General features: G+C 68.5%; 13 protein-coding genes. 5 read left to right on the top strand and 8 right to left on the bottom strand.

All coding sequences use genetic code 11. The annotated features are described in order from the left end of the window. The first annotated feature begins 24 nt into the window (after positions 1–24). The 3 genes from dapD to GXW79_RS07415 are packed head-to-tail and all read left to right on the top strand — an operon-like array spanning position 25 to position 2,571. On the top strand, positions 25–864 hold the full coding sequence (dapD, locus tag GXW79_RS07425) for a 2,3,4,5-tetrahydropyridine-2,6-dicarboxylate N-succinyltransferase (protein ID WP_211873716.1): 840 nt from the start codon (positions 25–27) through the stop codon (positions 862–864). Continuing rightward, the gene (gene dapE / locus GXW79_RS07420; protein ID WP_211873715.1) at positions 857–2,005 is read left to right on the top strand and encodes a succinyl-diaminopimelate desuccinylase; all 1,149 of its coding nucleotides are present in this window, start codon (positions 857–859) and stop codon (positions 2,003–2,005) included. Before dapD ends, dapE begins: the two co-directional genes overlap by 8 nt. Beyond that, on the top strand, positions 2,002–2,571 hold the full coding sequence (locus tag GXW79_RS07415; protein WP_211873713.1) for a hypothetical protein: 570 nt from the start codon (positions 2,002–2,004) through the stop codon (positions 2,569–2,571). The genes dapE and GXW79_RS07415 overlap by 4 nt, the downstream gene beginning before the upstream one ends. A gap of 4 nt (positions 2,572–2,575) precedes the next feature. On the opposite strand, the gene GXW79_RS07410 is transcribed toward GXW79_RS07415, so the two are convergent. The 8 genes from GXW79_RS07410 to GXW79_RS07375 all read right to left on the bottom strand — a co-directional run bounded on the left by GXW79_RS07410 (position 2,576) and on the right by GXW79_RS07375 (position 10,684). Next, positions 2,576–3,061 carry a group II truncated hemoglobin gene (locus GXW79_RS07410; protein ID WP_211873712.1) on the bottom strand — a complete coding sequence of 162 codons (486 nt, stop codon included), beginning with the start codon at positions 3,059–3,061 and terminating at the stop codon, positions 2,576–2,578. Continuing rightward, positions 3,058–3,363, bottom strand: coding sequence for a putative quinol monooxygenase (locus GXW79_RS07405; protein WP_211873711.1), 306 nt, complete (start codon positions 3,361–3,363; stop codon positions 3,058–3,060). The genes GXW79_RS07410 and GXW79_RS07405 overlap by 4 nt, the downstream gene beginning before the upstream one ends. 84 nt (positions 3,364–3,447) lie before the next feature. Next, positions 3,448–6,120, bottom strand: a complete 2,673-nt coding sequence (gene ppdK, locus GXW79_RS07400; protein WP_211873710.1) for a pyruvate, phosphate dikinase — start codon at positions 6,118–6,120, stop codon at positions 3,448–3,450. Positions 6,121–6,132: 12 nt separating this feature from the next. After that, the gene (gene glyS / locus GXW79_RS07395; RefSeq protein WP_211873709.1) at positions 6,133–8,286 is read right to left on the bottom strand and encodes a glycine--tRNA ligase subunit beta; all 2,154 of its coding nucleotides are present in this window, start codon (positions 8,284–8,286) and stop codon (positions 6,133–6,135) included. 3 nt (positions 8,287–8,289) lie between these two features. Further along, positions 8,290–8,679 carry a type II toxin-antitoxin system VapC family toxin gene (locus GXW79_RS07390; protein WP_211873708.1) on the bottom strand — a complete coding sequence of 130 codons (390 nt, stop codon included), beginning with the start codon at positions 8,677–8,679 and terminating at the stop codon, positions 8,290–8,292. Beyond that, on the bottom strand, positions 8,676–8,936 hold the full coding sequence (locus GXW79_RS07385) for a type II toxin-antitoxin system VapB family antitoxin (RefSeq protein ID WP_211873707.1): 261 nt from the start codon (positions 8,934–8,936) through the stop codon (positions 8,676–8,678). The genes GXW79_RS07390 and GXW79_RS07385 overlap by 4 nt, the downstream gene beginning before the upstream one ends. A gap of 58 nt (positions 8,937–8,994) precedes the next feature. Beyond that, a complete protein-coding gene (locus GXW79_RS07380) occupies positions 8,995–9,852 on the bottom strand; it encodes a glycine--tRNA ligase subunit alpha (RefSeq protein WP_211873706.1) in 858 nt (285 codons plus the stop codon). A 25-nt stretch (positions 9,853–9,877) separates the two neighbouring features. After that, the gene (locus GXW79_RS07375) at positions 9,878–10,684 is read right to left on the bottom strand and encodes a S49 family peptidase (RefSeq protein WP_211873705.1); all 807 of its coding nucleotides are present in this window, start codon (positions 10,682–10,684) and stop codon (positions 9,878–9,880) included. Positions 10,685–10,738: 54 nt separating this feature from the next. On the opposite strand from GXW79_RS07375, the gene GXW79_RS07370 reads away from it, so the two are divergent. Together GXW79_RS07370 and GXW79_RS07365 are read left to right on the top strand one after the other, a co-directional pair. Continuing rightward, the gene (locus tag GXW79_RS07370; protein ID WP_211873704.1) at positions 10,739–11,098 is read left to right on the top strand and encodes a hypothetical protein; all 360 of its coding nucleotides are present in this window, start codon (positions 10,739–10,741) and stop codon (positions 11,096–11,098) included. Between the two features lie 163 nt (positions 11,099–11,261). Continuing rightward, complete coding sequence (locus GXW79_RS07365; RefSeq protein ID WP_211873703.1) at positions 11,262–12,755, top strand: amidohydrolase family protein; 1,494 nt, start codon at positions 11,262–11,264, stop codon at positions 12,753–12,755. The last annotated feature ends 10 nt before the right edge of the window (positions 12,756–12,765 follow it).

The raw sequence follows: 12,765 nt of genomic DNA, 5'->3' as shown, positions 1-12,765 counted from the left end.
ATCGTGATTTCGCAGGATTCGCCTATGTCCCAGACCGAACGTCTGCAGCCGCGCATCGAGGCGCTCTGGGCCAAGCGCGACGCGCTGTCGCCGGCGACGACCGGTGCCGACCGTACCGACATCGAAGCGGCGCTCGAGCTCATGGATAGTGGCCAGGCCCGGGTGGCCGAACCCGATGGGCAGGGCGGCTGGCGCGTTAACCAGTGGTTGAAGCAAGCCGTGCTGATGAGCTTCCGCCTCAGCGATTCCGCCCCGATGGACACCGCCGCCGGCGCCTATGACAAGGTGCCGCTGAAATTCGCCGATTGGGGCGAGAACCGTTTCCGCGAAGCCGGCTTCCGCGCGGTGCCGGGCGCCGTCGTGCGCCGCTCCGCCTTCATCGGGCGCAACGTGGTGCTGATGCCCTCCTTCGTGAACCTCGGTGCCTATGTCGACGAGGGCACGATGGTCGATACCTGGGCGACCGTCGGATCCTGCGCGCAGATCGGGAAGAACGTGCATCTGTCGGGCGGCGTCGGGATCGGCGGCGTGCTCGAGCCGCTGCAGGCGAACCCTGTCGTGATCGAGGATGACTGCTTCATCGGCGCGCGCTCCGAAGTCGTCGAGGGCGTGATCGTCGAGCGCGGGTCGGTGCTGTCTATGGGCGTGTTCCTCTCCGCCACCACCAAGATCGTCAACCGCGCGACCGGCGAGATCTTCGTCGGCCGCGTGCCGGCCTATTCGGTCGTCGTGCCCGGCAACCTGCCCGGCAAGCCGCTGCCCGATGGCTCGCCCGGCCCCTCGCTTTACTGCGCCGTGATCGTGAAGACGGTCGACGCCCAGACGCGGGCCAAGACGGCGATCAACGAGCTGCTGCGTGATTGACAACGCGCCGGCCGATCCGATCCCGATCGCCCAGGCGCTGATCCGCTGCCCGAGCGTGACGCCGGTGGAAGGCGGCGCGCTCACGGTTCTCGAAGACCTGCTCCGCCCCATGGGGTTCACCTGCACACGGCTGCGCTTCGGCCCGCCCGACGCGGCGGTGGAGAACCTGTTCGCCCGGCTCGGCGATGGCCCGCCGCATTTCTGCTACGCCGGCCACACCGACGTCGTCCCGCCCGGCGAGCGCGGCTGGGATGACAGCCCCTTCTCCGGCCTGGTGCGCAACGGGCTGCTCTATGGCCGCGGCGCCTGCGACATGAAGGGCGGCATCGCCGCCTTCCTGGCCGGTCTCGCCGATTTCCTCCGCGCCAACCCGCACCCGCGCGGCTCCATCAGCCTGCTCATCACCGGCGACGAGGAAGGGCCCTCCATCGACGGCACCGCCAAGGTGCTCGAATGGATGCAGGCCAACGGCCAGATCCCCGACATGGCGCTGGTCGGCGAGCCGACCTCCAAGGTCACGCTCGGCGACACGCTCAAGATCGGCCGGCGCGGCTCCATGACTGCGCGCATCACCCTGCACGGCACCCAGGGGCACAGCGCCTATCCGCAGAAGGCGGACAACCCCATCCACCGCCTCATCCGCGTGCTCCACCGCCTGACGACCGAACCGCTCGACGCCGGCAGCGAATGGTTTGAACCCTCTACCCTCCAGGTCACCGGCTTCGATGTCGGCAACGCAGCCTCCAACGTCATCCCCGGCGAGGCGCGCGCGATGATCAGCATCCGCTTCAACGACCTGCACACCAGCGCCGATATCGCCGCGCGCATCCAGGCGGCGCTGGACGCCGAGGATGCCCGCGCGGACCTCGCCATCTCCGTCTCCGGCGAGAGCTTCCTCACCCGCAACGACGCCTTCGTCGAAGGCCTCCAGCGCGCCATCCATCGCGCGACCGGGCGGGACGCCAGGCTCGACACCGGCGGCGGCACCTCGGATGCCCGCTTCATCGCGGACTACTGCCCGGTGGCCGAGCTCGGCGCCGTGGGTGCCACGATGCACCAGGTGAATGAACACGCTCCGGTGGCGGAGCTGCGCGACCTCGCCAGCCTCTATCGCGCCGTCCTCGAAGAGTTACTGCCATGACCGCTCTCTCGACCGGCATCGTCATCGGCGCCGGACTGCGCGGCGCTACGCGCCTCGCGCGCGGGCACGCCGACGGGCTCCGCGACATGGAATCCACCCCCGAAGGCGCCGGGCGCAGCTTCTGGGTCGCCGCACTCTGCCTGCCGATCTTCATCGCCCTGCGACTGCTCGACACGGACTCCGCACCCGCATCGGGCCGCGGATTTGTCGCCGAGCTGATCGGCTACGCCCTGTCCTGGGTGCTGTTCCCGCTGTTCGCGCGTCATTTGGCGACCAGCATCGGCCGTGCCGTGCAGTGGCCGCGCTACATCGCGGCGTGGAACTGGTGCAACGCCATCCAATACGTCCTCATGCTCGCCCTCACCGTGCCGAGCCTGCTCGGCGCATCGCCGGGCTTCGCGAGCGCGATCTCGCTCGTCGTGCTGGGCTACGGGCTGTGGCTGGGCTGGTTCGTCGCGCGCACCGCGCTCGGGATCGAGGGGCGCAATGCCGCAGGCTTCGTGCTGCTGGACATGGCGCTGAGCCTGCTCATCGCACGGGTGGTGATGACGCTCAGCCTGGGGTGAGGGGTCAGGCGGGTCCGCGATAGGGACCGCCGGGCGGTCCCCAGCCCCACACGGGCATCGCCATGTCGGGCTGCGGCGCAACCACGCCGGGCTGGGAATTCAGCACCGCGAGGCGCGTGGCCCATTCCAGATAGCCGACCAGCGCGGCGCGGAACTCCGGATCATCGGGCAGCCCCGCCTCATCGACGGTCTCGAGCATGAGCGTGATCCAGCGCTTGCGCTGCGCCTCGGTGAGATGGCGGCCCAGGTGATGGGCGATCATCTTGGCGTGGGACCCGCCTGCGGCGCTGTAGGGGCGTGCGGGATCGCCGAACACCTCGGCCACGAAATCCGCGACGTGATGGGCGTGCTCCGGGTTCATCGACGCGAAGATCGGCGCCAGCAGCGCGTCCTGCGGCACCTTGGCGTAGAAGCGCTCCGCGAGCGCATGGAAGGCCGGTGGCCCGCCGGCCCATTCCACCAGGCTCGGCACCGGCGCGGCGTCGCTCATCGGGTCCATTCCAGCTGTGTCGGGAGATAGTGGCGCATCTCGGCGATCTCCCCGATGAACGGACGTATGGCCGCGAGGAAAGCCGGGAAATGCGGACCCTTGCGAAACCCCTGCAGGTGCTCCTCCGTCGAGCGCCAGTCGATCCGCAGGATGAAGCTGGACGGCGCCTCCTCGCAGCGTGCCAGCTGGTAGCCGAGGCATTCCGGCGCCGCGCGCAGGCTTTCGCTCGCCACGGCGTAGGCGGCGATCAGCGCCTCGGCCGAATTCTGCCCGAGGTCATAGCGGATGTATTCGACGACCATTCCACCATTCCTGCCGCGTGGATCAGCCCACGCGACATGGCGGCACCGAAAGACCCGCGCAAGGGCCGTCCGGCGCGCTGATCCTCAGGCGGTGCGGTCACCGCCGCCGCTCGCCAGCGCGGCCTGCGCCGCGGCGAGGCGGGCGACCGGCACGCGGTAGGGCGAGCAGGACACGTAGTCGAGCCCGACGCTCTCGCAGAACTGGATCGAGGCCGGGTCGCCGCCATGTTCGCCGCAGATGCCGAGCTTGAGATCCGGCTTGACGCTGCGGCCGCGTTCGGCCGCGATGCGGACGAGGGCGCCCACGCCTTCGACATCGATGGAGACGAAGGGGTCTTTCGCGAAGATTCCCTTCTCGATGTAGAACTGCAGGAACTTGCCGGCATCGTCGCGCGAGAGGCCGAACACCGTCTGCGTCAGGTCGTTGGTGCCGAAGCTGAAGAAGTCACCGGCTTCGGCGATGTGGTCGGCGGTGAGCGCGGCGCGCGGCAGTTCGATCATGGTGCCGACCTGGTAGACCAGGTGGTAGTTCATCTCGGCGAAGACTTCCTGCGCAATCTTGTCGACGATGGCGCGGGTGATCTCCAGCTCGCGGCGTGTCGCGACGAGCGGGATCATGATTTCCGGCACCGGTGCCGCGCCGGTTTCCTGGGCGGTCATGACGGCGGCCTCGAAGATGGCGCGCGCCTGCATTTCGTAGATCTCGGGGTAGGTGATGCCGAGGCGGCAGCCGCGATGCCCGAGCATGGGGTTGGCTTCGGAGAGTTCCGCCGCGCGGCGCGTCATGGCTTCGGGGTCGGTGCCGAGCGAGCTGGCGACCTGGGCGATCTCGTGCTCGCCGTGGGGGAGGAATTCATGCAGCGGCGGGTCGAGCAGGCGGATGGTGACCGGCAGCCCGGCCATGATGCGGAACAGCTTGACGAAGTCGTCGCGCTGGAACGGCAGCAGGCGGGCGAGCGCGGTGCGACGGCCGTGTTCGGTCTCGGCCATGATCATCTGGCGCACGGCGCCGATGCGCTCGGGGTCGAAGAACATGTGCTCGGTGCGGCACAGGCCGATCCCCTCCGCGCCGAACTTGCGTGCGGTGTCAGCGTCGAGCGGGGTCTCGGCGTTGGCGCGCACCTTCATGCGCCGCACCTTGTCGGCCCACTCCATCAGCGTGGCGAAATCGCCCGACAGCTGCGGCTCGATCATCGGGACGGTGCCCGCGAAGACTTCGCCGGTCGCACCGTCGAGCGTGATGGTCTCGCCGGCCCGCAGGATGCGCCCGCCGGCGGTGAGTGCCTGGGCGGCATAGTCGACGGTGATGGAACCGGCACCGGCGACGCAGGGCCGACCCATGCCGCGCGCGACAACGGCGGCGTGGCTGGTCATACCACCGCGTGTGGTGAGGATGCCCTTGGCGGCGTGCATGCCGTGGATGTCCTCGGGCGAGGTCTCGATGCGGCAGAGGATGACGCTCTCGCCCTTGGCGGCGCGGGCTTCGGCCTCATCGGCCGAGAACACGATCACGCCGCAGGCGGCACCTGGTGACGCGGGCAGCCCCTTGGCCACCGCGGTGCGCTTCGCCTTCGGGTCGAGCGTGGGATGCAGCAGCTGGTCGAGGGCGGCGGGGTTCACGCGCTGGATGGCCTCGACCTCGCCGATCAGCCCTTCGCGCGCCATGTCGACGGCGATCTTGAGCGAGGCGGCAGCGGTGCGCTTCCCGTTGCGCGTCTGCAGCATGTAGAGCTTGTTCTGCTGGACGGTGAATTCGATGTCCTGCATGTCGTGGTAGTGCTTCTCGAGCGTGGCGCGCACCGCGACCAGCTCCGCATAGGCGGCTGGCATCGCGGCTTCCATGCTGCGCTCGCCGGGCTTGGCACGCGCCTCGCTCATCGGCTGCGGGGTGCGGATGCCGGCGACGACGTCCTCGCCCTGCGCGTTGATCAGGTATTCGCCGTAGAAGATGTCCTCGCCCGTGCTCGGGTCGCGCGTGAAGCACACGCCGGTCGCGCAATCCTCGCCCATGTTGCCGAACACCATGGCCTGCACGTTGACGGCCGTGCCCCAGGCGGCGGGGATGTCGTGAATGCGGCGGTAGGTCACGGCGCGCTGGTTCATCCAGCTGCCGAAGACGGCACCGATCGCGCCCCAGAGCTGCGCCTGCGGGTCCTGCGGGAAGGGCGCGCCGGTGACTTCGGCGACCATGTCCTTGTAGCCGGCGACGACGCGGTGCCAGTCCTGAGCGGTGAGGTCGGTGTCCTCGACCACGCCGGCGTCCATCTTGGCGTGCTCGATAATCTCCTCGAACCGGTGGTGGTCCACGCCGAGCACCACGGAGCCATACATCTGGATGAACCGGCGATAGCTGTCCCAGGCGAAGCGCGCATCGCCTGAGGCGGCGACCAGGCCTTCGACGGTGTCGTCGTTCAGGCCGAGGTTCAGCACCGTGTCCATCATCCCGGGCATCGACACGCGCGCGCCGGAGCGAACGGAAACGAGCAGCGGTTTGTGGTGGTCACCGAATTTGTTGCCCACCGCGGCCTCGATGCGGGCCAGCGCCTCGGCCACTTCGCCCTGCAGCTCGGCGGGGTATTTCTGGCCGTTGTCGTAGTAGGCGGTGCACACCTCGGTGGTGATGGTGAAGCCGGGGGGCACGGGGAGGCCGATGGAGGCCATCTCCGCGAGGTTGGCACCCTTGCCGCCGAGCAGGTCGCGCAAGCTGGCGTTGCCCTCGTTGCGGCCGGCGCCGAAGCCATAGACCCATTTGCTCATGGCGTGAGTTCCTTAGCCTTCGATCTTGGAGAAATCAGCGACCTGGTCGAGCACGGCGCGCAGACCGGCCAGCAATTGCAGACGATTGTGGCGAATTTCGTTGTCGGAATCATTGACGATCACGTGCTCGAAGAAAGCGTCGAGCGGGCTTCTAAGTTGCGCCATGGCGACCATGGCGGCTTCCAAATCTTCCTGGCCAAGGGATTGGTCCACCTCGATACGGGCCGTGGCCAGCGCTTTTGCGAGCGCGCGTTCCTGGTCCGGTGCGCCGGAGGCGGCGCTGAATCCGGGCGGGAAGGCAGCGCCTTCCTTCTTTTCCTCGATCCGGAGGATGTTCTGCGCGCGCTTTGCGGCGGCGAGGAGGTTGGTGCCGGCTTCGGTTTCGAGGAAGGCGCGCACGGCTTCGGTGCGGGCGAGGAGGCGGACGAGGTCGTCATCGACGCCGGTGGCGAGGACGGCGGTGAGGATGTCGTGGCGGGCCCCCTCGGCGCGGAGTTGGACGCGGAGGCGTTCGGTGAGGAAGTCGAGGACCTCCGCGGCGACGTTGGACGAGGAAGTATGCCACTCAGCTGGTGCGTCTGCGACAACTGGTGCCTCGACCAGATCCGAAAGCTCGTCACGACGGTCGTCGACTGACGCCCTATGCTGCATATGCGCATCTAGATTGACCGTCTGAACGGCTGCAAAAAGAAACGGGCGGAGGCCGACCTTTAACCCGGCCTCGCGTACGATCCGTATTACCCCGAGCGCCGCTCGTCTAAGAGCATAGGGGTCGCCTGACCCCGTGGGCTTCTCACCGTGCCGAAAAAAGCCAGCGAGTTGGTCGATCTTGTCTGCTAGCGCTACGCTGACCGCGATTGCTTCGACAGGTACGGCATCACCGGGCCCCAGTGGCCGGTAATGCGCTCCGATCGCCTCGGCTACGCGCGCATCCTCGCCATCAGCCAGCGCGTAGTAACGCCCCATCACGCCCTGCAATTCGGGGAACTCTCCCACCATGCCAGACGCAAGGTCTGCTTTCGCTAGCCGCGCTGCGCGCGCCGCCAGCGCCGCGTCAGCTCCAATGCGCCCGGCGATCTCGCCCGCCAGCTTCTCCAGCCGCGCCACCCTCTGCCCCTGCGTCCCCAGCTTCGCGTGAAACACCACGCTATCCAGCTTCGGCAGAAAGCTCTCCAACGTCTGCTTCCGGTCCTGGTCCCAGAAGAACCGCGCATCGCTCAGCCGCGCCCGTAGCACGCGCTCATTCCCGGCGATGATCGCCGCGCCGCCATCCTTCGCCGCGATATTCGCGACCACCCCGAACCCCGGCGCCGCGCGCCCATCCGGCGTCGTCATGGAAAAATACTTCTGGTTCACGCGCATCGTCGTACGCATCACCTCGGGCGGCAGGTCCATGAACGCATCGTCGATGCGTCCCATCAACGGCACGGGCCTTTCCACCAGCCCCGCCACCTCCGCCAGCAGCCCCGCATCCGGCACCACGGCGAACCCGCGCTCACCCGCTAGCCGCGCCAGACCATCCTCGATGATCCGCGCCCGCTCGCCCGCATCCAGCACCACGAAGCGCTCGCGCAGCCCCGCCTCATAATCGGCAAAACTCCGCACCGCGAAGGCGCCCGGCGCCTGCACACGGTGGCCCTCGGTCAGGTCGCCCGCCACAATCCCCGGCGCATCCTCGCCCAGCGCGAAAGGCACCACCGCGCCATCGAACACGCACAGCACGCGCCGCAGCGGCCGCACCCAGGCAAAGCTGCCCTCCCACCGCATCGATTTCGGCCAGGCGAGCTTCCGGATAAGCGCAGGGATGGTGCGCGCCAGCCAGGCATCCATCGGCTCCGCCGCCGTCTCCCGCCGCAGCACCCAATAATCGCCCTCGGCCACTAGCGCCTCGCGCGTCGCCCCGTGGCGCTTGAGGAACCCCGCCATCGCCTGGTCGGGCGCCGACAGCCGCGGCCCGCGCTCCACGACCGACTGCCCTGGCACCTCGGACGCAAGCCCGGTCACATGCAGCGTGATGCGGCGCGGCCCCCAGAAGGCGCGCGCCTCGCCACCGGCCACCAGCGCGCCGGCCGCTGTGCGGAAGGACGCACAGAACTCTTCGCCCGCCCGCGCCTGCATCCGCGCGGGGATCTCCTCCGAAAACAGCTCCATCAGCAGTTCGGGCATGGGCTAGACGGCCGCCTTCACGTCGGTCTGGGGAAAGTCAGCGCCCTTGAATAACAGCGGTTCGTTGCGCGATTGCGCGAGGGCATACGCGAAGCAGTCGCCAAGATTCAGCCCCGCCGGGTGGCGCCCCTTGCCGAAGCGCCGCCAGCCCTCGGCAGCAAGCGCCGCGTGTTCCGCGGTGAAGGGAATGATGTCGATGCCCGATTGCGCCAGCAGCCGATCGACCCGGGACCGTATGCCCGGGACGGCGCGGCCTTCCGTCACCAGCGTGACTTCAACCAGCGTTGCCGCTGACATCGCCACCTGCGGCGCCGCCAGCAGGGCCGAGCTGAATGCCTCGGCCTCTGGCTCTTCGCGCAGGATCGCCAGGATGGCGGAGGTATCCACGATCACTTAGGCAAGCCGTTCTCGTCGTACAGATCGGAGTGGTCGCTGGTGCTGCCAGGCAGGAACAGCTTCGACGCCTCGCGTGCGATCGCCATGATGGCCGCGACCTTCATCTCGCGGCGCTCGTCCCGTCCGGCCTTCTCGCGTTCCAGCCGCGCATGCACGGCCTCGCGCAGCGCGGCCGTGGTGGAGGTGCCGAGCAGCGCCGCCAGCTCCTTGGCCTCGGCGATCAGCGTCTCGTCCTTGATGTTCAGCTGGCCCATGGCGGCCTCCGGGTAGAACGAGACCGGTATATGGTAGAAACCGCGCCCCGCCGCAACCTCACCGCGGCCCCCCCGCCATCCAGGCCTCGCAGCAGCCCTTCGCCAGCGTGCGCACCCGGCCGATATAGGCCGCGCGCTCCGTCACGCTGATGGCGCCCCGGGCATCGAGCAGGTTGAACCGGTGGCTCGCCTTGATGCACTGGTCATAGGCCGGCAGCGCCAGCCCATGGGTCAGCAGCGCCTGGCACTCCGTCTCCGCATCGTCGAAATGGCGGAACAGCATCGCGGTGTCCGCGTGCTCAAAGTTATGGGCGCTGTACTCGACCTCGGCGCGGTAAAAAACCTCGCCGTATTTCACGCGGCCATTGTAGTCCAGGTCGTACACGTTCTCGACGCCCTGGATGTACATGGCCAGCCGCTCCAGCCCGTAGGTCAGCTCGCACGCCGGCACCTCGCAGGCAATGCCGCCGACCTGCTGGAAATAGGTGAACTGCGTCACCTCCATGCCATCGCACCAGACCTCCCACCCCAGGCCCCAGGCGCCAAGCGTGGGGCTTTCCCAGTCATCCTCGACGAAGCGGATGTCGTGCAGCAGCGGGTCGATGCCCAGGCGCCGGTAGCTCTTGATCAGCAGCGCCTGCGGGTCGGCCGGCACCGGCTTCAGGATCACCTGGTACTGATAGTAGTGCTGCAGCCGGTTCGGGTTCTCGCCGTAGCGCCCATCGGAGGGCCGGCGCGACGGCTGCACATAGGCGGCCGACCAGGGCGCGGACCCCAGCGCGCGCAGCGTCGTCGCCGGGTGGAACGTCCCTGCCCCAACCTCCATGTCGTAGGGCTGCAGGATCACGCAGCCCTGCTCCGCCCAGAAGGCGTGCAGGGTCAGGATCATGTCCTGGAAATTCAGCGGGCGGCTCATGGCAGGCGTTGTAGAAGCCCGCGGGTTACAGGCCAAGCCTGCCCCAGGCCGCGCGCTCCTCGATCGCCATGACCAGGCTCTCCGGCCCCGGCAGCCAACGCCACGGGATGGGTCGCCGCGGCGCGCCGATGGTGATCACCTTCGCATCCTTGCCCCACCGCGACAGGATCACCCCGTCCGTCGTGCCGAGCGCGTCGGCCAGCCCGAGTGCGACCGCCCGCCGCCCGATCCAGAAGCGGCCGGTGAACAGCGCCTCGGGGTCGCCGGTCAGCTTCGCGCCGCGCCGCGTGCGCACCCAGTCCTTGAACTCCTCATGGAGGGAAGCGAGCAGCTCCTCGAGGCGGGCGACATCGGCCTGGTCCTCGCTGCGGAAGGGATCAAGGAAGGATTTCTCCGTGCCTGCGGTGCGCAGGCGCCGCTCGATCCCCAGCTTCTCGATCGCGCGATCCGCGCCAAACCCTGCGCTGATCACGCCGATCGAACCCAGGATCGACGACGCATTGGCCACGATCTCATCCGCCGCGCAGGCGATCCAGTAGCCGCCCGACGCCGCGGCATCCTCGACCACGGCGATCACCGGCACGCCCTTCTCCTCCGCCAGCCGGCGGATGCGGCCGGCGACCAGCGCGGATTGCACCGGGGAGCCGCCCGGCGAGTTGATGGCGATGACCACGCCCGCCAACCGCTTGATCGCGAAGGCGCGCTCGATCATCGGCCCGGTGACGGTGTCGTTGATGCTGCCGCCGGTCAGCGGTGACCCCCGCGACGCGATGAGGCCGGAAAGCCTGAGCAGCGCCACGCGCGGCCGCTTGTCAAAGAAGGGGATGTGCATGCCCCTCACTTCGGCCGTCTTTCCCGTTTGGGCAAGCCAGTGTTACTCAGGCGCATGAATCGTCGCGACTGGACCGGTTTGCTGATCGCCCTCGTGGCCCTCGCCGCGATGCTGGCCTATCGCGAGATCTGGGTGGAGCCGCGCGCCTGGGGTGCCATCTGCGCCGCCACCCCGCGCCCCATCGCCTGCGAACCGCGCGCGGCGCTGCTGTGGCTGCAACACTGGCAACTCTGGGGCGGCGGCGCGCTGGCGCTGGGCATCTGGGCCTTTCTCGGCGGGCCGCATGCGGTGCGCGTCGCGGCCCTCGCGATGGGGATGATCGCGACGGTCAATTTCAACGCCACCTGGGGGATGCTCGGGGCGGCGCTGGGAGTCTGGGCGGCGCTGGGCGCGCCGGGGCGGCCTTTGGCGTAGAAGGAAGGCCAGGGCTCCGCCCTGGACCCGCCAGGATCGTGTCGATCCTGGACCTCCGTCTCAAAGGGTATCCAAGGGCTGCGCGCCCGGCCTTCTTCTTCACGCTTGAAATCTCCGGGCCGCCCATTGCACCCTCCGCCCAACAGCACCGGAGGAGACGACCATGGGCTTCCTGACCGATGATGAGATTGCCGAACTGCGTCCGGCGCAGGAGGCGATGTTTCCGTCTCCCATCCCGACGCAGGTCGTCTCCTCCGACGAATTCTCCCCCATTCCGCAGACGCCCATGCAGAAGCAGGTCGAGGCGCGGATCATCACCATGGCCGATGAGCTCGGCGCGAAGCAGGGCCTCTCGCGGCGTGGTTTTCTCGCATCCGCCTCCGGCATGGCGGCCGCCTTCCTCGCGATGAACGAGGTCTATGGGCCGGTCTTCGGCGTGTCGCGGGCCGAGGCGCAGCAGCCCGATGCGGCCGCGGCGCGCGCCGCCTCGCTGCGCGACCAGTTCATCATGGATGTCCACACGCACTACCTGCGCGACGACACCCGCATCATGGGATTCGTCGAGATGCGCCGGGCGGTCGGCCGGGCGGGCTGGAACCCGGCCCTCAATCCCGAGGAACAGACCATCGACAGCCTCAAATACGCGAACTGGTTTAAGGAGATCTTCCTCGACAGCGACACCAAGGTCGCGCTTATCAGCGGCGCGCCGTCCGACGAGCCGCAGGACTGGTTCCTCACCAACGAGATGAAGTTCAACGCGCGCCGCCGCATCAACGAGGCCGCCGGCACGCGGCGCTGCATGAGCCACGCGATCTTCACCCCCGGCCAGCCCGGCTGGATGGACCAGGTGGACCGCGCGATTGCCGAGCTCCGGCCGGACAGCTTCAAGGGCTACACGATCGGCGACAACACCAACAAGCACCTCGCGCAATGGCCCTGGCGCCTCGATGACGAGCGGCTGATGTATCCCTTCTACGAAAAGCTTCTCGCCGCCGGGCACGACATCGTCTGCGTCCACAAGGGGCTGTTCCCGCCCGCCATCGAGCAGCGCTTCCCGCATCTGCTGCCCTACGCGAAGGTCGATGACCTCGGCAAGGCGGCGAAGGATTTCCCGCAGATGCGCTTCGTCGTCTACCACTCCGCCTACCGCTTCGCCGGCGGCGGCACCGCCGAGCAGGGGCTCGAGCAATTCGAGCGCACCGGGCGCGTGGAGTGGACCTCCGACCTTGCCGAGATCCCCGAGAAGTATGGCGTCACCAACGTCTACGGCGACCTCGGGCAGATCTTCGCGCAGACGACCGTGGTGCAGCCCAACCTCGCCGCGGCGCTGATGGGCATCCTCATCAAGGGGCTCGGTGCCGACCATGTGGTGTGGGGGACGGACGCGGTCTGGACCGGCTCGCCGCAGTGGCAGATCGAGGCGCTGCGCCGGCTCGAAATCCCCGAGGACATGCAGCGGCGCCATGGCTTCGCCCCCTTGGGTGCTGCCGATGGGCCGGCGAAGACCGCGATCTTCGCGGACAACTCCGTGCGGATGTATCGCTACGACCGGCAGCGCGCGGGGCTGGAGAATGACCCGGTCAGCACGATGAAGTCGCAATACGCGGCGGCGGGTGGCGAGCGGAGCAACCTCGCCTACGGGTACGTGGCTGGCTGAAAGACTGGGG

Origin of the sequence: Plastoroseomonas arctica, assembly GCF_018128965.1 — a bacterium.
Taxonomy (GTDB): Bacteria; Pseudomonadota; Alphaproteobacteria; order Acetobacterales; family Acetobacteraceae; genus Plastoroseomonas; species Plastoroseomonas arctica.
This window is presented reverse-complemented; position numbering and strand designations above follow the sequence as displayed.